We start from the raw sequence: 21140 nt of genomic DNA, 5'->3' as shown, positions 1-21140 counted from the left end.
GACAAGCCGGGCGGCGGCCTCCCAACAGGACACCTTGATCGGCTGGTCGTTCAATGAGAGTGACCAGCCTGTCTCCGGCGGGAGCCGCGCATGTCATCGCCGACAGAAATGCCAGCAGCATCGGGGAACCGTAAGGACACCCGTGGACGGCTGCGCCGACTGGGCGAGTGGTGTGCCCGGCACTTCGTGATCGTCATCGTGGCCTGGCTGGTGGTGCTCGCCGCGCTCCAGGTGCTCAACCGTTCCTTCGGCGGTGACTACTCCGACAACTTCTCGCTGTCCGGGGTCCAGTCGCAGGAGGGCCTGGACGTACTGAAGAAGCACGATCCGGCGGCCGGCGGATACGGCAGCCAGATCGTGCTGCGGGACACGTCCAAACCGCTGACCTCCTACTCCTCGCAGATGTCCCAGACGGTCACCGACCTCCAGAAACTCCCGCACGTCCTGTCCGTCCAGAACCCGCTGCCACCGCCGGGATCACAGCCCAGCACCAGCAAGCAGACCGTCGGCCCGCTGTCCAGCGACGCGAAGACCGGCTACATCACCATCCGTTTCGACGTCCAGCCCTCCACCCTCCAGGACGACTACCTCGACGGTGTCGACAAGTCGGTGCAGTCGCTGCGGTCGGCCGGAGTGCAGGTCGAGTACGGCGGTCCGCTGGGCGAGCTGGCCAGGCCCGCCGCCGACGACCGGGTGAGTGAGCTGATCGGGTTCGCGGTGGCGATCGTCGTCCTGCTGGTCGGCTTCGGCAGTGTGCTCGCCGCCGGCCTCCCCCTGCTGACCGCGCTGATGAGTGTGATCGGGGGCCTCGCCTGCCTCGGGCTGCTCGCCTCGGCGTTCACCTTCGCCACGGTCTCCCCCACGCTGGCCACGATGATCGGCCTCGGCGTGGGCATCGACTACGCGCTGTTCCTGATCACCCGGCACCGGCAGAACCTGATGAACGGCGACGATCCGGTACGGGCGGCGGGCCGGGCCACCGCCACCAGCGGGCGGGCCGTCCTGGTCTCCGGGTGCACGGTGATCGTCGCGCTGGCCGGGCTGTCCGTCTCCGGGGTGTCCTTCATCGGCCTGCTGGGCGTGGCCGCCGCCGTGACGGTGGTCTCCGCGGTCGCGGGCGCCCTGACCCTGGTCCCGGCACTGCTGGGGCTCATCGGCCGCCGTATCGATCGCTACCGGGTACGGCGCCCGATCGCCGAGGCCGCCACCGACGACGTCGAGGGACACGGCACCTGGCACCGCTACGCGCAGCGCGTCGAACGGCGCCCCTGGTGGTTCCTGGCCGGCGGAGTCGTGACCGTGCTGGTCCTCGCGATCCCGGTGCTGTCCATCCAGCTCGGCCACATCGGCGACGGCGCCGACCCGAAGTCGTTCACGGACCGGCGGGCGTACGACATCATGGCGCAGTCGTTCGGGCCCGGCTCCAACGGCCCGCTGACGATCGTCATCGACCAGACGAAGGTGCCCTCCGACCAGCGCTCCGACCTCGCCTCGAAGGCGGGCAAGGCACTGACGGACGTACCGGGCGCAGCGACCACGACTCCGCTCACCGCGACGAAGGACGGCGACGTCCTGGTCGGCACGGTCTACTCCAAGGAGTCGCCGCAGAGCGAGACCACCACCGACCTGACCAACCGCCTCGTCGACACGACCCTGCCCGAGGCCGTCTCCGGAACGGCGGCGCACGGCTACGTCACCGGCACGACCGCCGCCCAGGTCGACTTCCGTGACATCGTCGCGAGCCGCCTCCCGCTGATCATCGGCGTGGTCGTCGCCCTCGCCTTCCTGATCATCCTGACCGTCTTCCGGGGCCTGCTGGTGGCGCTGAAAGCAGCCGCGCTCAACGTCCTGTCGATCGCGGCCTCGTACGGCGTCGTCGTGGCCGTCTTCCAGTGGGGCTGGGGCGGGCCCGCGCTGGGTGTGAACGGCAAGGTGCCCATCGAGAGCTATGTGCCGATGATGATGTTCGCGATCATCTTCGGGCTCAGCATGGACTACGAGATCTTCCTGCTCTCCAGAGTCCACGAGGCCTGGCTGCGCACCGGCAACGCAAAGGCCTCCGTCGCCCACGCCCTGGAGATCACCGCCCGGGTGATCACCTGCGCCGCCCTGATCATGGTGAGCGTCTTCGCCGCGTTCATCGTCAGCGACAACGTCGTGGTGAAGATGCTCGGCCTGGGGCTCGCCGTGAGTGTGCTGATCGACGCGACGGTCGTACGTCTGCTGCTGGTGCCGGCGGTCATGACGCTGCTGGGCAGACACGCCTGGTGGACCCCCGGCTGGCTCGACCGGATACTGCCGCACGTGGACCCGGAGGGCGAGGAGCGCGACTGAAAGCGCCCCCTGGGACTGAACAGAGCGGTGCCCGGGCTCCGCGAAGGGAACCCGGGCACCGGATCGTCAGGTCACCTGATCGTCAGATCCCGTCCGGGTCCGCCCTGTTGAGCGACGGCTTCGGCGTCGGGCCCGCCGTCAGCAGATAGTCCGCGGCCGAGGTGTCCGTCACCAGGCTGGTGACCAGCCCGGAACGCAGCACCGCGTCGATCGCGGGAGCCTTGCGCTGCCCGCCCGCGATGGCGACGACCTCGGGAACCCGGCGGAGCTGGTCGGTCTTGACCGTGATGCACCGCTCCCCCAGGTCCCGCCCGACCCGGCGCCCCTCGGCGTCGAAGAGGTGCGCGGACATCTCTGCGGCCACGCCGAGGGACGCGTAGTGGCCGCGCTCCTCGTCGCTGAGCATGTCGTGCACCGTCGAGATACCGGCCTCCCAGGAGCCGATGGAGACACACGCGACCGTGACCTTGTCGAAGTACTCGAAGGCCCGGGCGATCCCGGTCTGGCTGCGCAGCGCGGCGGCAGTGGCCGCGTCGGGCAGCAGCATCGGGGCGTAGATGGGGTGGGCGTCCCCGCCGGACACCTGAGCGGCACGGCGGACCGCCTCGACGGAGCCGCGCTCGGCGGTTCCGGCGTCGTACACACCCGTCAGCTGCACCACCGTGCAGGGCGGCAGCCGGTCGAGCGCCGCCGCCATGTGGATGGTGGACCGGCCCCAGGCGAGGCCGAGCACATCGCCTTCGTTCACCAGTTCGCCGAGCAGATCGGCGGCCACTTCACCGAGGTTCTCGGGATCGGGCGACTCCTCGGCATCTGCCGGGGACTCGACGACGACCGCGTGCCTGAGGCCGTACCGGGCGCGCAACGCGTCCGAGCGCTCCGCGTCCAGTTCGGCGGGGACACGGATCTCGATCCGCACCAGATCCCGTTCGAGGGCGGTCTCCAGGACCCGGGCCACCTTGAAGCGGCTGACGCCGAACTCCTCGGCGATCTGGATCTTGGACTTGCCCTCTAGGTAGAAGCGGCGGGCCATGGCCGCCGCCTGCACCAGCTCAGCGGGTCCCATCCGCATGGCTGACCGGCCCGCCGACATACCCGACACGGCGATCTCCTCACTGCTCTTCACTTCGCTGCTGTTCACATTCTGGATTCGCCGTTCATCCTTGCAGATCCCGAGTGCATGATCTGCCCAGAAGTACGTCGTTCACGTTCCCTTGGCTCAGTGGTCGCACGCCCAGCTCGCACCGGCGGTCGCCGTCTGTGCCTGGGTGCGTAGTGCACGTACCGCCTCGGCGGGGTCCGCGGCCCCGTACACGGCCGATCCGGCGACGAAGACGTCCGCGCCGGCCTCGGCGCAGCGCTCGATGGTGGCGGTGGAGACTCCGCCGTCGACCTGGAGCCACAGCTCAAGACCGTGCTTGCTGATCAACTCGCGGGTCCGGCGAATCTTGGGGAGCATGATGTCGAGAAACGCCTGGCCGCCGAAACCCGGCTCGACCGTCATGATCAGCAGCATGTCGAGTTCGGGGAGCAGGTCCTCGTACGGCTCGATCGGGGTAGCGGGCTTGAGGGCCATGGAGGCCCGGGCACCCTTGGCCCGGATCTCACGGGCGAGCCGTACCGGAGCGGCGGCGGCCTCGACATGGAAGGTGACGGAACCCGCCCCCGCTTCCACGTACTGCGGCGCCCATCGATCGGGGTCCTCGATCATCAGGTGGCAGTCCAGCGGAGTGTCCGTCGCCCGCGCCAGGGACTCTACGACCGGCACACCGAGCGTGAGGTTCGGTACGAAATGGTTGTCCATCACATCGACATGAAGCCAGTCGGCGCCTTCCACCGCCCTCGCCTCGTCGGCGAGTCGGGCGAAGTCGGCGGACAGGATACTTGGGTTGATCTGCGCGGCCATGCCCCAAGCCTGCCATGCCCTCCGGGGGTTGTGCGGTTGGGTCCGTCGTGGGATGGGTTGAGTGGAGTCTGCGGGTGGTCTGTGGCTTGTCGCGCAGTTCCCCGCGCCCCTAGGAAAATCCAGCTGAGGTTGCGATGAATCGGAACCGTGGGATCGCTTATCTGGTCTGTGGGCGGCGGGCCAAGTGGCTCGTGCTGGTGTTGTGGCTCGTGGTGCTGTTTTTGACTGCGCCCTTCGCTCAGAAGCTCACCGACGCCCAGGACAATGACGCCGCCTCCTGGCTGCCTGGGTCGGCGGAGTCGACCCAGGTGTTGCATCTCTCCGAGGATTTCAGGCCGGAGCAGATTCCCGCGGTGGTCGTGTACGCGCGGGAGAGTGGCCTCACGGCGGCGGACCGGGCTCGGATCGTCGAGGCCAAGGCGGAGATCGAGACGCTGCGGGACCATGGCATCCGGGGTGCGGAGACGCGGGGGCCGGTGTACGACCGGGCCGTCGATCCGCGGGCCGCGCAGATCTACGTACCCATCACGATGGACGAGAAGGGCTGGGAGCGGATCGCGCCCGCCGTCGACTCCATCCGGGACGCCGCCGGTACGGGTGCGGCGGGGCTGGCCGTGCACATCACGGGGCCCGGCGGTACGTCGGCGGACTTCTCGGAGGCCTTCGAGGGCATCGACTCGACGCTCCTGCTCGCGGCGATGGGCGTGGTCGTCGTCATGCTCCTGCTCACCTACCGCAGCCCCACCCTGCTGCTGGTGCCGCTACTCAGTGTGGTCGTGGCCCTGTTCACCGCGCAGGCACTGATCTACTTCCTCGCCGAACACGCGGGCCTGACGGTGAACGGTCAGAGCGCCGGCATTCTCACCGTGCTCGTGTTCGGCGCGGGGACGGACTACGCGCTGCTCCTGGTCGCCCGCTACCGGGAGGAGCTGCGCCGGCACGAGGACCGTCATGAGGCGATGGCGCTTGCCCTGCACCGCGCGGGCCCGGCCGTCATCGCGTCCGGCGCCACGGTCGTGCTGAGCATGCTGGTGCTGCTGGCCGCCGAGATGAACTCGACACGCGGCCTCGGCCCGGTGGCGGCGATCGGGGTGGCGGTGGCCCTGCTGGTCATGATCACGCTCTTCCCCGCGCTGCTGGTGATCTGCGGCCGCTGGATCTTCTGGCCGGTGATCCCGCACAACGGCTCGCCCGATCCGACCGAGCGCGGCGTGTGGGCCCGGATAGGCCGGAGCATCACCCCTCGCCCGCGCATGGTCTGGGGTGTCACGACGGCGGCGCTGATCGCCTGCTCGTTCGGCCTGATGCAGCTGCGCGCCGAGGGCCTGAGCAACGCCGACGCGTTCACCGACAAGCCGGACTCGATCGTCGGCCAGGAGGTGTCCGCACAGTACTTCCCGGCGGGCAGCGGCGATCCGCTCGTCATCATCAGCAACCAGGAACAGGCCCGGCAGGTCGGCCAGGCGGTGGCCGAGACACGCGGGGTGGTGCCCACCTCGCTCGGCCTGCCGGAGGGCACGAAGCCCGCCTTCGAGGGCAAGGTGCTGTTCGAGGCCACGATGACCGCCCCGGCCGACAGCGAGGCCGCGAAACAGACCGTCGAGCGGGTCCGGGACGCCGTCCACGCGGTGCCGGACGCGGACGCCCAGGTGGGCGGAGGTACGGCGGCCCTGCTGGACATGGACAAGGCGACCACGCACGACAACATCCTGATCATCCCGCTGGTCCTGCTGGTGGTCCTGCTGATCCTGTGCGCGCTGCTCCGCGCCCTGATCGCACCCCTCCTGCTCATCGGCACGGTGGTGCTGTCCTTCGCGGCGGCGCTGGGCATCAGCGCGCTCGCCTTCCGCCATCTGTTCGACTACGCGGGCGAGTCGACGGACTTCCCGCTGTTCGTCTTCGTGTTCCTGGTGGCGCTGGGCATCGACTACAACATCTTCCTGACCACCCGTATCCGCGAGGAGGCGGCTCGCCAGGGCACCCGCAAGGGCGTGGTGACGGGCCTGTCGACGACGGGCTCGGTCATCACCTCGGCGGGCCTGGTCCTGGCCGGCACGTTCGCGGCCCTGGGCACGCTGCCCATGGTGGCGTTCGCGGAGATCGGCTTCGCGGTGGCCCTGGGCGTGGTCCTGGACACGTTCGTGGTCCGGTCGGTGCTGGTCCCGGCCCTGTTCCTGGACGTGGGCCCGAAGGTGTGGTGGCCACACCGGCTGGCCCACGAGGACGGCACACCGACGGCACCGGATGCGGCTGTGGAGTCAGAAGCCGACCGACCCTGACTTGATGTCTCTGCACCGCGAGATCACTGCACGAGAAGGAAACGTCCATGCATCGGCGATCTTCGTCCATGGTGGGCCGGACCCGACCGGCTGAAGCTGGGGCCAGAGCGAGGGCCGAGGGACGGTTCCTCGTCCTTCGACACGCGTTCGAGACCCAGGAGAAGGCCATGGCAGACATCACTCGCAGGGTACTGATCGGCGCCGCGGCGGTCGGCGTTCCCGCGCTCGCCGTCCCCGCGCTCGCCACTCCGGCGGCGGCCTCGCCCTTGCGGCACGGGAGCCGGTTCCAGCTGGAGCTGGCGAACACGAAGGACTTCCACATCGAGGGCGTCGAGCCGCACATCTAGGCCATGCACCAGTTCCAGGTGCAGGCCCCCGGCGCCCTCGTCGTCACCCACCGGCCCAATGTGGCGCGGGGCGACTGGACGGCCACCATCGGCGGCATCCCCAGCATGGGGGTCCGGATGGCGACCGTCGCCCAGTGGCGGAGCGGCCAGATCATCCGCGAGATCCTCTTCATGCGGGAGCTGTCCGCCGAGGAGACACCCCGGCCGACCGCGCGCCCCTCGCTCACTCTCACCAACCCCGACGACGAGGGTCTCCGCCGCGCCGCCGGTGTGTACCAGGGCTGGAGCTGCGCCGTCCACGGCACGGCCCTCGGCGGGCGGACGGTCACCTTCGCCCGGCGGGACAGGGGCCTGGTCGTCGAGCAGTACGTCTTCGCGGAGTGAGCCCCGTCGGCACCGGGGCATGGCGCCGTACCGTGGTCGTACCGTCGGCCACCGCGGCCGACGGCCGATCGCAGGCGCGTCCCGTCTTGACCGCCGAGTCGCAGTCCGCCGTATCCTCAGTGCTCGCCGTACCCGCCGTGCCTTCGCACAGCCACAACAGCCGTTCCGGCCGTCACGTCCGCCAACTGCCGGTCGACCACATACCGGTGACCCATCCGACGCTCCACGTGACGCAGTTCGAGAACGCCAGCTTCGTCTGCACGGCGTGTCCGGTCCCCAGCCCGCATCGGCACGCGTTCCACGAGCTGATCTGGACGGAGAGCGGCACAGGCCACCACCTCCTGGACGGCGAGCGCTCGGTCGTCGGCCCGAACACGGTGATGCTCGTCGAACGCGGCCAGATCCACCACTTCGAGCAGGGGCGGAACCTGTCCGGCGCGATCGTCTGCTTCGGCGACGAGCTGCTGCACGACGGCCCGGCCTCCTCCGCGAACCTCAAGTGGCTGTTCACGGGGAGCGCCGTCCCGGCCATCGAGGTACCCGCGGAGGACGTCGCACGCGTCGGCTCCGTGATCCACGCACTCGCCGAGGAGACCCGACGGCCGACGGACATCCGCAGCACCGACGTGCACCGCCATCTGCTGTTGTCCCTGCTCCTGTGGGTCGAGCGCTGGCACGAGCACGACCGGCCGCAGGAGCACGGGCAGGACGAGTCCGACGTCGTGTTCCACCGGCGCTTCCGGAAGGTGCTCGAACGCGACTTCACACGGCATCACGAAGTCGGCCACTACGCCGACGAGTTGGGGGTCACCCCCGGCGCGCTGTGGCGCACGCTGTCACGCGCCACGGGCAGCCCGTCAAGGGTGCTGATCACCGAGCGGGTGATGCTGGAGGCCGCGCGCCTGCTTCGCTTCACCGAGCTGACCGTCGGCGAGATCGCCGCCCGGATCGGCGTGAACGACCCGCTCTATCTGTCCCGCGCCTTCAAACGCCACTACGGCGAATCACCCCTCGCCTACCGCGAACGGCTCCCCCGGTAGCCCCGCCCGGCCGGGTCACCCCGTCCGGCGGACGATCGCCAGATACATGGCGTCGGTCCCGTGCAGATGCGGCCACAGCTGTACGTCGGGACCGTCGCCGAGGTCGGTCACGCCCTCCAACAGGGGCCGGGCATCGAGGAGTTCGGCGTGCGGGTGCTGCTTGAGCACGTCGTCGACGACGGCCCGGGTCTCGGCCAGGTGCGGTGAGCAGGTGGCGTAGCCGACGACCCCGCCGACGCGGACCGACTCCAGCGCGGTGGTGAGCAGCGCGCGCTGGAGCGGCGCGAAGCCGTCCAGGTCCTCGGGCCGCCGACGCCAGCGCGCCTCGGGCCTTCTGCGCAGCGCCCCTAGTCCGGTGCACGGCACGTCCATCAGCACCCGGTCGAAACTGCCGGCCCGCCACGGCGGCCGGGTCCCGTCCCCGACGACGACCTGGTACGGCCCGGGATTGCCGGCCAGCGCCTTCGCGACCAGCCCGGCCCGGTGCGGCTGCTTCTCGGAGGCGAGCAGCAGAGCGCCCCGCTCGGCGGCGAGAGCGGCGAGCAGCGCGGCCTTGCCGCCAGGCCCGGCACACCCGTCGAGCCAGGCACGGTCGGGCCCGTCGATCGGGGCATTGGCCAGGGCAAGTGCGACGAGCTGACTGCCCTCGTCCTGCACACCCGCACGCCCGTCCCGTACGGCGTCGATGGCCCCGGGTTCCCCGCCTTCGGCGAGCCGCACGGCGTACGGCGACCAGCGCCCCGGCACCGCGGCCTCCTCGCGGAGCAGTTCCTCGGTGGTGGACCGCCCGGGCCGGGCGACGAGGGTGACCTCGGGCCGCTCGTTGTCGGCGGCGAGCAGTTCCTCGATCCCGGCGCGGCCACCGCCCAGGGAGTCCCACAGGGCGGAGACGACCCACCGGGGATGCGAGTGCACGACGGCCAGGTGATCCTCGGGATCCTCGTCGTAGGGCGGCGCGACCCGCTCGATCCAGCCGTCGAGATCGTGCTGGGCGACCTTGCGCAGCACGGCGTTCACGAACTTGGCCCGCCCGTCGCCGAGTACGACCCGGGCCAGCTCGACGGAGGCGGACACGGCGGCGTGCGTCGGGATCCGCGTCCCGAGCAGCTGATGCACCCCGAGGCTCAGCACATCGAGCACCGGCGGATCGACTTCACGCAGCGGCCGGTCGACGCACTCGCTGATGACGGCGTCGTACGTCCCCTGTCGGCGCAGCGTCCCGTACACCAGCTCGGTCGCGAGAGCCGCGTCCCGCCCGTCGAAGTCTCCCTTCGCCCGGGCCGCCCGCAGCAGTGGCGGCAGCACCAGGTTGGCGTAGGCGTCCCGCTCGTCCACGGCCCGCAATGCCTCGAAGGCGAGGATGCGGACGGGGTCCTTCTGGGGCCGACGGTAGGGCTTGCCGGGCTTGCCGGACTTCTGAGGCCGACGGGGCTGCTCGCTCACGAAAAAGGTGCTCCGGATATGGGAAAAGGGTGCGGTTTCCAGCGTACGTCGTGCGGGGCGGGCCCGGATCTCGCACGCGATGCGTGGGAACGGGCCGCAGGGGCCGGCTCAGGCGCCGCCGAGCACCTCGCCGTCGGCGATCCGCACGCCGCGTGCCCAGTCGGCGGCACGCATCGGCTTCTTGCCCTGGGCCTGCACCCACAGCAGCTCGACGGCGTACGACCCGGTACCGACGTACACGTTGTTCTTGCCGACGGAGAGCACGCCGGGGGCGAGATCGGTGCGGTCGGGCACGGGCGTGACGTGGATGAGCTTGAGCCGCTCGCCCCGGAACACCGTCCAGGCGCCGGGCGCGGGAGTGCATCCGCGCACGACCCGGTCGACCCGCAGCGCGGGCGCGGACCAGTCGATGTGGGCGTCCTCGACGGTGATCTTCGGCGCGAGGGTGATGCCGTCGGCGGGCTGCGGTACGGCCTTCAGGGTGCCGTCCTCGATACCGTCCATGGTCGCGGCCAGCAGCCCGGAGCCGGCGAAGGCGAGCCGGGTCAGCAGGTCGCCGCTGGTGTCGGTGGGCCGGATCGTCTCGGTCACGGTGCCGTAGACGGGCCCGGAGTCGAGGCCCTCCTCGATGAGGAAGGTGGAGGCGCCGGTGATCTCGTCGCCTGCCATGATCGAGTGCTGCACGGGCGCGGCGCCACGCCAGGCGGGCAGCAGCGAGAAGTGCAGGTTGACCCAGCCGTGGGCGGGGATGTCGAGGGCGACGCGGGGCAGGAGGGCGCCGTACGCGACGACGGGACAGCAGTCGGGCTCGATCTCCGTCAAGCGCGCGAGGAACGCCTCGTCCCGCGGCTTGACGGGCTTCAGCACCTCGATCCCGGCCTCCTCGGCCCGCTGGGCCACGGGACTGGCGACCAGCCTCCGGCCTCGCCCGGCAGGAGCGTCGGGCCGCGTGACGACGGCGACCACTTCATGCCGTTCCGACCCGATCAGGGCATCCAGGGCGGGAACGGCGACCTCGGGGGTACCAGCGAAGACGAGCTTCATGGGTGGGCGTGGGCCTCTCGGACGGGGGTCGTGCGTGCGACGCACCAGTCTATGACCGCACGGCGTCAAGCCCTGGGGGGCGTACGCATATGCCCCTACGCCCCCGCAGCGTGACCACTCACGCAAAATCGCGTTGGTCAAGAAAGAGTTGACCAAAACGGGCCGCACACCGCGCGGCCCTTCCTTTTCAACGCCGGTTCGAGAGGCTTGTTCATGGCCGACCACGCAACCCACGACGCCCAGGCTCGGGCCAGCCTGCACTTGCTGGTGCGGGACATCGAGCGGGTCCGCCGGCAGGTGGACGCACTGCGCACCCTCACCGCCCAGTTGGGCAATGTCTACCGCCCGCGCCGCTCCGGCCCCTCCACGGGCTTCGTCGTCTACGGACGCGCCCCCGCCCCCACCGTCCGCCTCGCCCAGGAGCTGCGGGACAGCGTCGAAACCCTGGTCACGGCCGCCGTGGACTTCGACCGCTCACTCGGCTTCTCGTGGGACGCGGTGGGCTCGGCGCTCGGGGTCACCAAGCAGGCCGTACACCGCCGTTACGGCGCCCGCCGCGCAGCCGCCCAGGCAGCGGCCGACGCCGAACGCGCCACGGAGACCTCGGGCACCCGCACGGTGGGCGTCGCCACGGTCACCGGCGTAGGCACAGCCCTCCCCGCGGTCCCGACGGTCCCCGCGGCCCGCTCGATGCCGACCCAGCCGACAGCAGGCAGCCCAACCCTGCGCGACGAGGCACGCCCCACAGCTTTCCCGGGCCCCCGAAACGGCTGACCCGAACCACCACCCCACCCCGTGCCTCTGCCCTCCCGACCGCACCCGGGAGGCAGAGGCATGGGGCAGCCCGGGCGCCCTGACCGACCCTCACTTCATGCCGGGGGGGGGACGGGGGAACGGAGCGGTCTTCAGGGGCGCGGGGACCTGCGCCGCCTTCGAAACGCCGGAACCACACATCTTTTAGGGGCGCGGGAACCTGCGCTTCCTTCAAAACGGCGGAACCGCACATCCTTTAGGGGCGCGGGGAACTGCGCTTCCTTCAAAACGCCGGGACCGCAGGTCTTTTGGGGGCGCGGGGAACTGCGCGACAAGCCCCCACCGGCCCGCAGCCAAAGAACCCGAAGAACCCGCCCCTCACCCAATATCAGGCGGATCAATCCGCACCCACACGCTCTCCTCCCCACCCCGCCCCGCCCGAGCCATCCGCGCGGCCTGAGCCGCCTTCAGCGCGCCCGCCAGGGCAGCCCCGCTGCCAGGCGGAACCCGGACCAGCGCCCGCTCCCACTGCTCCCCGGGGGGCGGCGCCCCCACCCGCCGCGGCCGACCCACCGCAGTCACCGGCAACGGCACCGGCCCCAACACCTCCGCGTCCCCCGGCAGTTCGGCGGCAGCAAGAAACCCGACGACAGCCTCCGCCGTCCCGGACACGGACGCCATCCGGGACACCGGCGGAAACCCCAGCTCGGCACGCTCCGCCAACTCCCGCACCGCATGCCCCACGGGATCCCACCGCACCAGCGCCTGCACAGGCCGCAAGGTGGGCTCGGCGACCACAACGACCGTCCCCCCGGGCACCCCCTCCCCCCGCACCCCCTGCCCCCGCACGAGCGCCGCCGCAGCCATCCACCGCCGCAGCGCATCCTCCCCGGCCCGCAGATCGGGCCGCCCGAGCATCGCCCAGCCGTCCAGCAGCAGGGCGGCCGCATACCCACCCTCGGCGACCGGCTCCGCGCCGGGCGTGCTGACGACGAGCGCCGGCGCCCCCGGCACCGTGTCCAGCACATGCTCACGCCCGGACGTCCGCACCGGCACAGCCGGAAACGCCCGCCCCAACTCCTCGGCGGTCCGCCGCGCGCCCACGATCTGCGCCCGCAGCCGGAATCCGCCGCACTCCGGACAGTGCCAGCCGGTCTCCTCCCGCCCGCACCACACACACCACGGCGCCCCGGCATCCCGCGCCTCCAACGGCCCGGCACAGTGCCGGCACCGAGCGGGTTCCCGACAGCGGGCGCAGGCCAGCCGAGGTACGTACCCCCGCCGGGGCACCTGCACCAACACCGGCCCGTGCTTCAGCCCGTCCCGCACGACCTGCCAGGCGAGGGTAGGCAGCCGTGCGGCCCGGGCGGCCTCGTCCCGGGCGAGATCCCCGTCCCCCACGGTCCGTACGAGCGGGGCGGCCACCCGTACCTGCTCGCGCGCGGCGACCAGCGGCCGGGCCCAGCCGCTCTCGACGAGCTGCGCGGCCTCCACCGTGCAGCTCCAACTCCCGAGCAGAAAGGCGCACTTGTCCTGTGCGGCCCGCAGCAGCAGCACCTCACGCGCATGCGGCTGCGGAGCGTGCGGCTCACTGTGGCTGTCGTCCCCGTCGTCCCAGAGCGCGACGAGCCCCAGATCCCGGACGGGCGCGAACATCGCGGCCCGGGTCCCCACCACGGCCCGTACGGCCCCCCGCCGCACGGCCAGCCACTCCCGGTACCGCTTCTCCGGCCCGGCGTCGGCAGTGAGCACGGCGTGCCGCCCCTCCCCCAGCAGGGCGGTCAGGGCGGCGTCGACCCGCGCGACGGCACGCCCGTCGGGCACGACGACGAGCGCCCCGCGCCCGGAGGCGAGGGTCGCGCCGACCGCCCGCGCCAACTCCCCGCTCCACTCCGGCCCGGGCAAGGCATTCCACACCGCACGCGGCGCACCCCCGGAGGCGAGCGCCTCAAGAAACGCCCCTCCGCGCTCGTACCGCCCCCAGGACCCGACCTCCGGCACCCCACCCACGGGCAGAGCTGCCGGAGAGGACGCCTTCTCGGCCCGGGCGTTCCGCGGCGGCACGGCCAGTTGCAGCACATCGGCGAGGCTCCCGGCATACCGGTCGGCAACGGCCCGAGCCAGCGAAAGCAATTCCTCGCTCAGCACCACCTCGGGCGACACGACCTGCGCCAGCGCGGCCAGCGGCCCGGAGTAATCGGACTCAGCAAGCCTCTCGACGAGAAACCCGTCGATGAGCCCCCCACCCTCACGTCGCCCGTCCCGCACCCGATGCCGCCCGGCCCCGAACCGGACCCGCACCCGCACCCCCGGCTGGGCCTCGGCATCCAGCTCCTCGGGCACGGCATAGTCGAAGTACCGGTCGAGATGCAGCACACCCTTGTCGACCAGCACCCTCGCGACGGGCAACTCCTTGGCCAGCGCGGCCCCCCGCCAGGTCCGCGGCTTGGCCCGCGGCGCCTTGGCCTGCCGCACGCTCTCCCGAATCAACGCAAGCTGCTCGGGCGGCGCCCCGTCGGCACCCCGGGCCCCGTCCGCCCCACCGCTCCCCTGCCCGTTCTCGCTGCTCACGCTTGCATTTTTACCAAACGCCACTGACAACGGGCGGCGTCCGAGTCACGACCGGCAGCGGCTCGCACATCGCCGCCACCATCTCGGGCATCAGCAGCAACAGACCGCAAGTCCCGGTCGTCGGTCAATTCCCCGCGAGGGTCGGAGCCCCTGCTCAGCCGAAACGTCGTCATGGCCGAATCGATTTCTCGACACTTTGCCCCCGGTCGACTTCGCTCCGGTTGAGGAAACGGGAAACGCCTGTTTCGCCTTGTCCGGCCCAGTCGCCTGCCGCACGCTGAATCGCGGCACTCACCGGCTGTCGGCCGAAGAGTGACGGAGGTTGAAGTGCTGGAGCAGTCGCACGATTTCGGGCGAGAGCTGCGCAGGCGGCGCCTGACCGCTCGGCTCTCTCTGCAACAGCTCGGACAGCGCGTGCACTACAGCAAGAGCCAGCTGAGCAAGGTGGAACGGGGTCTCAAACGTCCGACCCTGGAACTGGCACGCCTGTGCGACACCGTGCTGAGGGCCGAAGGCGCCCTCATCAGGCTCGTGGGCGTCCAGCCACCTCAACCTCCTCTGCCCGCTCCCGGCAACGACGACGAGGTGTGGTTGATGCAGTTGCGCAAGGACGGTTCGAGCTCGTTCCAGCCGGTCACTCGCCGCGATCTGATCGCGGCCGGCACCGCCACAGTACTGACCATGCGAGCGGGTGAACCGCACTCCTCCTTCCCGATCCAGGAGGGTGCCGAGACGCTCGTGGACGCCTCCCGCATGCTGTTCGACCAGTTCCGTCGACTGGGCCAGGCATCGGGTCCCGCCAGCGTGCTGCCACCTCTCATCGCCCAGACCCACAGCCTTGAGCAACTCGCCGCTCGCACCGGCCCTCGCGCGAGGCGGGCCCTGCTGCTCCTCGCCTCCCGGTACGCCGAGTACGCGGGTTGGATGGCTCAGGAGTGCGGCGACGACGGAACGGCGATCTGGTGGACGGACCGCGCGGTGCGGCTGGCCCAGGCCGGCGCGGACACCGGACTCGCCATGTACGCGAACGTCCGGCGATCGCTGATCAGCCTGTACCGCGGAGACGTGAACCAGGCCGTCCAACTCGCCACCCATGCCCTGGAGAGCGACGCGCCTCTGCGTATCCGCGGACTGGCGGCCCAGCATCTGGCCCAGGGCGCGGCCGTCGGCGGCGAGTACGACACGTGCATGCACAGCCTCGACCGCGCCCGTGCACTGCTCGCACAGGACACGGCCGACCCCGGTCAGCCAGTACTCGGCGCTTCCCACGTGCCCGACGTGGTCTCGATGTTCACCGGCTGGTGCCTGTACGACCTGGGCCGCCCGCGGCAGGCCGCCGTCCTGCTCGACGCCGAGACCGCACGCATTCCGGCCCACGCCTTCCGCACCCGCGCCCGGTACGGCGTCCGGCGGGCGCTGGCCCACGCGGCGGCGGGGGACATCGACCGTGCCTGCGCGATCACCGCCGATGTGCTGCCGTCCGTACAGCTGATCCACTCGGCGACGGTCTCCGCCGATCTGCGCCGGCTCACGCGCATTCTCGTCAGGCACTCACGCAACGCCTCAGTGCGCGAACTGCTCCCCGAACTGTCCCGCCCGCTGTCCCGCTCCGCCACCGCCTAGGAAGGAATCCCGACCATGCACGAGATCTTCGTCAACTACCGCACCAAGGGCGGCAAGGAAGTCGCCTACCAGTGCGAGCGCGTACTGACGGCCAGGTTCGGCCGTGACAGCGTCTTCCTCGCCCGGCTCTCCATCGACCCCGGCACCAACGCCTGGGAAGCCCTCCTCCAGGAGGCTCGGCGCAGTCGTGTCCTGCTCGCCCTCATCGACGAGGAGTGGCTCGACGCGCCGGACCGGCAGCGGCCCGGCAGGCGTGCCCTCGACAGTCCGCAGGACTGGGTCCGCCGCGAGATCGAAGAGGCTCTGGCCTCGGGCGCGCTGATCGTCCCGGTGTTCGTCGGCCGCAAGGTCGAGCAGTTGGACCCCCGCCGTCTGCCCAGGTCGATCGCGGAGCTGGCCGAGTGCCAGTACACCCGGATCCAACAGCCCAGCCTGGACACGGACCTGGCCCGGCTCGGCGACCGGCTCGTGCGCCATGTACCGGCACTCGCGGCGCTGGACGGCAGCCGGAAGGAAGAAACGGCCACCTCGCCCGAACCGGACGTCACCGTCCGCACGGACCACCAGAGCGGTGGCATCGGCAACGTCGGCGGATCGGTGGGCACGTACGTGAACGAGACACACGGTCCCCTGCACACCGGTTCCGGCGATCAGCACAACGGTCCGCGGATCACGGGTGACGGCACGAACTACGTCGCCGGGGACAACCACGGCGGCATTCGTCAGGGGTTCGGCACACGGACCCCGCGCAGGGGCGAGGAACGGTGACCGACACGTTCGGCTCGTACGTCGGCGAGGCCTACGGATCGGTCCATACCGGTCCGGGCAACCAGTTCAACTTCTATCTCCGCGCGGCGGAGGAACGGCTCCGTGAACAGGCGAGCAGGCGTCCGCGCGCCATTGCGAAGGAGGACCGCGAGCACCTCGCCAAACGTTTCGTGAACCCTCCGCACATGCAACGGGCCCGCGACCGGCTGCGCGAGAAGCACACCGTCCTGATCGACGGACGGCCCGGCAGCGGCCGCCGTACCGCGGCGATCATGCTGCTGCACGAGCTGTCCGAGGTCCGAGGCACCCTGCACGAACTGCCGGACACCTCGGACGACAGCACGGCGTCCCCACTCGACCCCCGTGAGATCAACGAAGGCGACCGGCTCCTGCTGGACCTGTCCGAGGCGGAGGAATCCAGCTACCTCGCCGTCCAGAACACGCTCCTCGATTTCCGCAGCACTCTGATCGCGCGCGGCGCCCGGCTGGTGGTGGTGCTGCCCCATCACCTCGGCTATCTGCTCCGGGGCGACCTCAGGCACCTCACGGTGGAGATCGGCCGTCCGTCGCCGCAACGCGTGCTCACGGTCTATCTCCGACTCGACGACATCACGCCTCCGCCGGACGAGCTGAGCAGCCCCGCCCTGACCGCCTATCTGCCGCAGGCCCCGATCCGGGACGTGGCGGCGCTCGCCGACCGCATCGGACGCTGCCGGGACGTGTCACCGGCCGACCGGGGATTCCCCCACTGGCTCGCCGAATCCCTGGACGGGCAGCACGACCAGGCGGAGCGGGTGGCCGCGGACTTCTCGGCCGAGCGGAGCGGCCGGCACCGGGCGCTGCTGCTGTCCGTCGCGATGTTCCACGGGGCGACCCCGGCCACCGTGCTCCAGGCCGCGAACGCCCTGCTGGACGGCCTCAGCCATCCCCCGGACGACACGCCTCGGCTGGCCCGCGCCGATCTGCGCGCGGAGCTCTCGGAAATCGGCGCCGACACCCAGCCGGACGGCCGGGTCCGGTTCGGTATCCCGGGATACGACAACGCCGTACGGGAGCACTTCTGGACGTTTCTGCCCGACATCCACCGCCAGTTGCGCGACTGGTTCAGGCGCTGCCTGGCAGAACCCGTCCTTGACGCGTCCGGCCGTAAGGAGGCTGTCGTCCGCTTCGCCGTTCAGAGCCTGCGTACCGCCCGTCCCGAGGATCTGACCTGGCTGGCGGATCGCTGGACGTCCGGCAACGCACCGGCCCATCTCACCCCGGAAGCCGCCCAGGTACTCGCGCTGGGGCTGGACGACGGGCAGCACGGCCGTTTCTTCCGGCAGCGGATCTACGACTGGGCCACGTCGACGGACACGGGCAACAGACTCCGGGAGGTGCTCGTCGTCGTGTGCGTGGAGACCATGGCCCGTACCCACCCCGACCAGGCGCTCGTACGTCTGCACCATCTGGCGCGGCGCGCGGGGGGCCCGATGGGCGCCAACGCCCGTGCCGCCGTGCTGGAGCTGGCACGCTCGGACCACCGCCTCTATCGGCGGATGCTGGACCGGCTGGCCTCCGGTGTCGCCCAGGGCCACTGGGCCACGGACCGCGACCTCTTCCTGGAACTCGGTGATCCGGTGCGCCTCATCGGTTTCCGCAGTGTGCGCGAGCCTCTGACCGTCTGCTGGGCGGGAGTGCTGGGACACCCAGTCGACTCCTGGGGCGCGCCACTGAGACGCTGGCTGACCGCGTGCGAGGACATCCGCCATCGCGACCTCGTCCTCCGCGTCCTGGCCACCGCCTGTGCACCGGACCCTCCGGCGTCCGGTCGCGTCTACCGAGCCGCCCTGAGCTGGCTGCGGGCAGACCGCACCGCCGAGCGCGCCGACGTCGTCGGCCGCCTCCTGTACGAACTCAACGTCGCCCAGGGCATCGAGCCCTACGGGTACGCCGTCTGAAACCGCTTGTCGGGGACCACCCATCCGGAATCACCCATCGGGGGCCTTCCATGAGTTCTGGCCACAGGACGATGACACTGTTCGTCACCGTCATCCTGGGACTGATCTTCGTCATCCTCGGCCTCAGTGCCGGCTGGCCACTGTGGGCCTGGCCCACCGTCGCCACACTGTTGCTGCTCATCACGGCGGTGACCCACAGAGTCCTCGCCCCACGGCCCGCAGCGTTCCCGCAGGATCCATTTCCGGGGTCCGACCGACCGCTGCCCGAACCGCGAGAGCAGGAGCAGCGGATCTCGTACGTGGCCCTGCCCAGCTCCGTCAGGGACTACGACTTCTCCTTCTCCGCCACGGTGCGCTGGCTTGTGCTGGACGTGCCCGAAGGAGCGCCGTACGTCAACCCCGCGGGCCTCGCGGTGGACGCTGTGCTCGAGCGTGCCCGCGTCGCGACGTCCCAGCAGCCGCCTCACCGGAGCGCGGTCACGCAGCATCAGCTCGACGGCGCCCTCGCGACGATGCGCATCGATCCCACGGGCCGCGTCATGGCCATGGCCCAGGATGTCGAGCTCATCCTTCCGGAACACGATCGCGAGCGACTCTCCAAACTGTCCAATGTCCGCAAGGACGAGGACGTCTGGGAGCACGAACGCAATTACGAGCGCAGCAAACGAGCCTACCTGGGCGACGACGTGCTGAAAGACACAGGCAGCGCGGTGGTGTGGTGGCTGTCCCGCAACGAAGCGGAAGTGGAGGGCGCGGTCGACCGCATCGGTCTGCTGGCCCAGCTGTCGGCCGCGGCGAACAACGAGAGCATCGCGCCACCGTTCCAGCCCTTGGTGGCATCGGCGGCGGCGTTCGTCAACGGCGGTCCGGATCCCGACCACGAGCCGCCACCGGACTGGCTTCCGCCCTACCGCACCGACGGCTCGGCCTCCGGCAACGGATCACAGCCGTACCTCTCGTTCGACTCGTTCCTGGAGTGGTTCGGTTTCTCTGCCGACGATCCCGATCTCGATCTGTTCGCCCAGCGCCTCGCCAACGTGGCACGTGCTCACGGGAAGACCGAGGTCGTCGACAAGCTCAGGCACCGGTTCGGCCCGGAGCAGACGGACGAGGATCCCGAGGACGAGGACACCGAGCCCAACTGATGTGCGAAGGCCCGGTCCCCCACAGGGAACCGGGCCTCACAAAGCGCTTCAGGCGTGGCTACCGCCAGCCTCTACAGGCCCACAGCCTTCCGCAGCGCCTCCACCCGATCCGTCCGCTCCCACGTGAAGTCGGGCAGCTCACGGCCGAAGTGGCCGTACGCCGCCGTCTGGGCGTAGATCGGGCGGAGCAGGTCGAGGTCGCGGATGATCGCGGCCGGGCGCAGGTCGAAGACCGTCGTGATCGCGGCCTCGATCTTCTCGGCGTCGACCTTGGCCGTGCCGAAGGTCTCCACGAACAGGCCCACCGGCTCGGCCTTGCCGATCGCGTACGCGACCTGGACCTCGCAGCGCGAGGCAAGGCCGGCGGCGACGACGTTCTTCGCGACCCAGCGCATCGCGTAGGCCGCGGAGCGGTCGACCTTGGACGGGTCCTTGCCCGAGAAGGCACCGCCGCCGTGGCGGGCCATGCCGCCGTACGTGTCGATGATGATCTTGCGGCCGGTGAGGCCCGCGTCGCCCATCGGGCCGCCGATCTCGAAGCGGCCGGTGGGGTTGACCAGCAGCCGGTAGCCCTCGGTCTCCAGCTTGATGCCGTCGTCGAGAAGCGCCTTCAGCTCCACCTCGACCACGAACTCGCGGATGTCGGGGGCGAGCAGGGAGTCCAGGTCGATGTCGCTCGCGTGCTGCGAGGAGACGACGACGGTGTCCAGGCGGACCGCCTTGTCGCCGTCGTACTCGATGGTGACCTGGGTCTTGCCGTCGGGGCGCAGGTACGGGATCGTCCCGTTCTTGCGGACCTCGGACAGGCGGCGCGAGAGACGGTGCGCGAGGTGGATCGGGAGCGGCATCAGCTCCGGGGTCTCGTCCGTCGCGTAGCCGAACATCAGGCCCTGGTCGCCGGCGCCCTGCTTGTCGAGTTCGTCCTCGTCGCCTTCGACGCGGTTCTCGTACGCCGTGTCCACACCCTGCGCGATGTCCGGCGACTGCGAGCCGATCGACACCGACACGCCGCAGGAGGCGCCGTCGAAGCCCTTCTTCGAGGAGTCGTAGCCGATCTCCAGGATCTTGTCGCGCACCAGTTGCGGGATGGGCGCGTAGGCCTTGGTGGTGACCTCGCCGGCCACATGCACCAGGCCGGTGGTGATCAGCGTCTCGACGGCGACGCGGGACGTGGGGTCTTCGCGCAAAAGCGCGTCGAGAATGGTGTCGCTGATCTGGTCAGCGATCTTGTCGGGGTGACCTTCGGTCACGGACTCCGAGGTGAAAAGGCGACGGGACACAACGCTCCCTGAGGTTGCAGCGGCTGCTGGCTGATCATTGGCGGACGGCTCGGGAGCTGCGCCCGGTGCCGTCCAAGAACAGTTTATCGGTCGCGCTCGGCCAACGGCCCCTCCGTCTCGCCTCTCGGAAGCGCTGTGACCTGCGGCACGGGCATTCTGCCCAATCATGAGGGCTGAACGCCAGGGCCGCCACGCCCCGAAGTACGAGGTGGGAAGGGCAGTCGAGGGTATACGGGCGGATACGGAGGGACACGAGAGATCTGTGCGATCCGCCGCCGCCCGA

16 protein-coding genes and 1 pseudogene are annotated in these 21140 nt (G+C 70.6%); 11 read left to right on the top strand and 6 right to left on the bottom strand.

Annotated elements, in window-relative coordinates; genetic code table 11:
* Positions 1 to 90 precede the first annotated feature (90 nt).
* A pseudogene (locus tag OG787_RS41155) lies at positions 91 to 1257 on the top strand (MMPL family transporter); the annotation flags it as partial.
* A gap of 141 nt (positions 1258 to 1398) precedes the next feature.
* Positions 1399 to 2334 carry an MMPL family transporter gene (locus OG787_RS41150; RefSeq protein ID WP_405540728.1) on the top strand — a complete coding sequence of 312 codons (936 nt, stop codon included), beginning with the start codon at positions 1399 to 1401 and terminating at the stop codon, positions 2332 to 2334.
* Between the two features lie 82 nt (positions 2335 to 2416).
* Here the strand turns inward: OG787_RS41150 and OG787_RS41145 are convergent, their stop codons facing one another.
* The gene (locus OG787_RS41145; RefSeq protein WP_369032129.1) at positions 2417 to 3460 is read right to left on the bottom strand and encodes a sugar-binding transcriptional regulator; all 1044 of its coding nucleotides are present in this window, start codon (positions 3458 to 3460) and stop codon (positions 2417 to 2419) included.
* 93 nt (positions 3461 to 3553) lie between these two features.
* On the bottom strand, positions 3554 to 4240 hold the full coding sequence (rpe, locus tag OG787_RS41140) for a ribulose-phosphate 3-epimerase (RefSeq protein ID WP_405538697.1): 687 nt from the start codon (positions 4238 to 4240) through the stop codon (positions 3554 to 3556).
* A gap of 134 nt (positions 4241 to 4374) precedes the next feature.
* Here rpe and OG787_RS41135 point away from each other — a divergent pair, with 134 nt between their 5' ends.
* The 4 genes from OG787_RS41135 to OG787_RS41120 all read left to right on the top strand — a co-directional run bounded on the left by OG787_RS41135 (position 4375) and on the right by OG787_RS41120 (position 8290).
* The gene (locus OG787_RS41135) at positions 4375 to 6519 is read left to right on the top strand and encodes an MMPL family transporter (protein WP_369032048.1); all 2145 of its coding nucleotides are present in this window, start codon (positions 4375 to 4377) and stop codon (positions 6517 to 6519) included.
* Between the two features lie 167 nt (positions 6520 to 6686).
* Positions 6687 to 6866: a hypothetical protein gene (locus OG787_RS41130; RefSeq protein WP_405538695.1), complete on the top strand. Its 180-nt coding sequence runs from the start codon at positions 6687 to 6689 to the stop codon at positions 6864 to 6866.
* A 3-nt stretch (positions 6867 to 6869) separates the two neighbouring features.
* Positions 6870 to 7250 carry a hypothetical protein gene (locus OG787_RS41125; RefSeq protein ID WP_405538693.1) on the top strand — a complete coding sequence of 127 codons (381 nt, stop codon included), beginning with the start codon at positions 6870 to 6872 and terminating at the stop codon, positions 7248 to 7250.
* Positions 7251 to 7387: 137 nt separating this feature from the next.
* Positions 7388 to 8290, top strand: a complete 903-nt coding sequence (locus OG787_RS41120) for an AraC family transcriptional regulator (protein ID WP_405538691.1) — start codon at positions 7388 to 7390, stop codon at positions 8288 to 8290.
* A gap of 15 nt (positions 8291 to 8305) precedes the next feature.
* Here the strand turns inward: OG787_RS41120 and OG787_RS41115 are convergent, their stop codons facing one another.
* On the bottom strand, positions 8306 to 9733 hold the full coding sequence (locus OG787_RS41115; protein WP_405538689.1) for an RsmB/NOP family class I SAM-dependent RNA methyltransferase: 1428 nt from the start codon (positions 9731 to 9733) through the stop codon (positions 8306 to 8308).
* Positions 9734 to 9841: 108 nt separating this feature from the next.
* Positions 9842 to 10777 (bottom strand): methionyl-tRNA formyltransferase, encoded by a 936-nt coding sequence (gene fmt / locus OG787_RS41110; protein ID WP_369032043.1) that lies wholly within the window; start codon positions 10775 to 10777, stop codon positions 9842 to 9844.
* A gap of 213 nt (positions 10778 to 10990) precedes the next feature.
* Here fmt and OG787_RS41105 point away from each other — a divergent pair, with 213 nt between their 5' ends.
* The gene (locus OG787_RS41105; RefSeq protein ID WP_369032042.1) at positions 10991 to 11551 is read left to right on the top strand and encodes a hypothetical protein; all 561 of its coding nucleotides are present in this window, start codon (positions 10991 to 10993) and stop codon (positions 11549 to 11551) included.
* Positions 11552 to 11908: 357 nt separating this feature from the next.
* Here OG787_RS41105 and OG787_RS41100 read toward each other — a convergent pair whose 3' ends face one another.
* Positions 11909 to 14101: a primosomal protein N' gene (locus OG787_RS41100; protein ID WP_405538687.1), complete on the bottom strand. Its 2193-nt coding sequence runs from the start codon at positions 14099 to 14101 to the stop codon at positions 11909 to 11911.
* A gap of 327 nt (positions 14102 to 14428) precedes the next feature.
* Between OG787_RS41100 and OG787_RS41095 the strand changes: the two genes are divergently transcribed.
* Genes OG787_RS41095 through OG787_RS41080 form a run of 4 tightly spaced genes read left to right on the top strand, consistent with a single transcriptional unit; the run spans position 14429 to position 19577 of the window.
* Positions 14429 to 15724 carry a helix-turn-helix domain-containing protein gene (locus tag OG787_RS41095; RefSeq protein ID WP_405538685.1) on the top strand — a complete coding sequence of 432 codons (1296 nt, stop codon included), beginning with the start codon at positions 14429 to 14431 and terminating at the stop codon, positions 15722 to 15724.
* Positions 15725 to 15739: 15 nt separating this feature from the next.
* On the top strand, positions 15740 to 16492 hold the full coding sequence (locus OG787_RS41090; RefSeq protein WP_369032039.1) for a TIR domain-containing protein: 753 nt from the start codon (positions 15740 to 15742) through the stop codon (positions 16490 to 16492).
* Positions 16489 to 18432 (top strand): ABC transporter substrate-binding protein, encoded by a 1944-nt coding sequence (locus tag OG787_RS41085; RefSeq protein WP_405538682.1) that lies wholly within the window; start codon positions 16489 to 16491, stop codon positions 18430 to 18432. The genes OG787_RS41090 and OG787_RS41085 overlap by 4 nt, the downstream gene beginning before the upstream one ends.
* 50 nt (positions 18433 to 18482) lie before the next feature.
* On the top strand, positions 18483 to 19577 hold the full coding sequence (locus tag OG787_RS41080; protein WP_405538680.1) for a hypothetical protein: 1095 nt from the start codon (positions 18483 to 18485) through the stop codon (positions 19575 to 19577).
* A gap of 71 nt (positions 19578 to 19648) precedes the next feature.
* Here OG787_RS41080 and metK read toward each other — a convergent pair whose 3' ends face one another.
* Positions 19649 to 20857: a methionine adenosyltransferase gene (metK, locus tag OG787_RS41075; RefSeq protein ID WP_389359268.1), complete on the bottom strand. Its 1209-nt coding sequence runs from the start codon at positions 20855 to 20857 to the stop codon at positions 19649 to 19651.
* Positions 20858 to 21140 lie beyond the last annotated feature (283 nt).

It is taken from the genome of Streptomyces sp. NBC_00075, assembly GCF_045041225.1.
GTDB lineage: Bacteria > Actinomycetota > Actinomycetes > Streptomycetales > Streptomycetaceae > Streptomyces > Streptomyces adonidis.
Note: the sequence above shows the minus strand (reverse complement) of the source record. Positions and strands in the feature narration are given on the sequence as shown.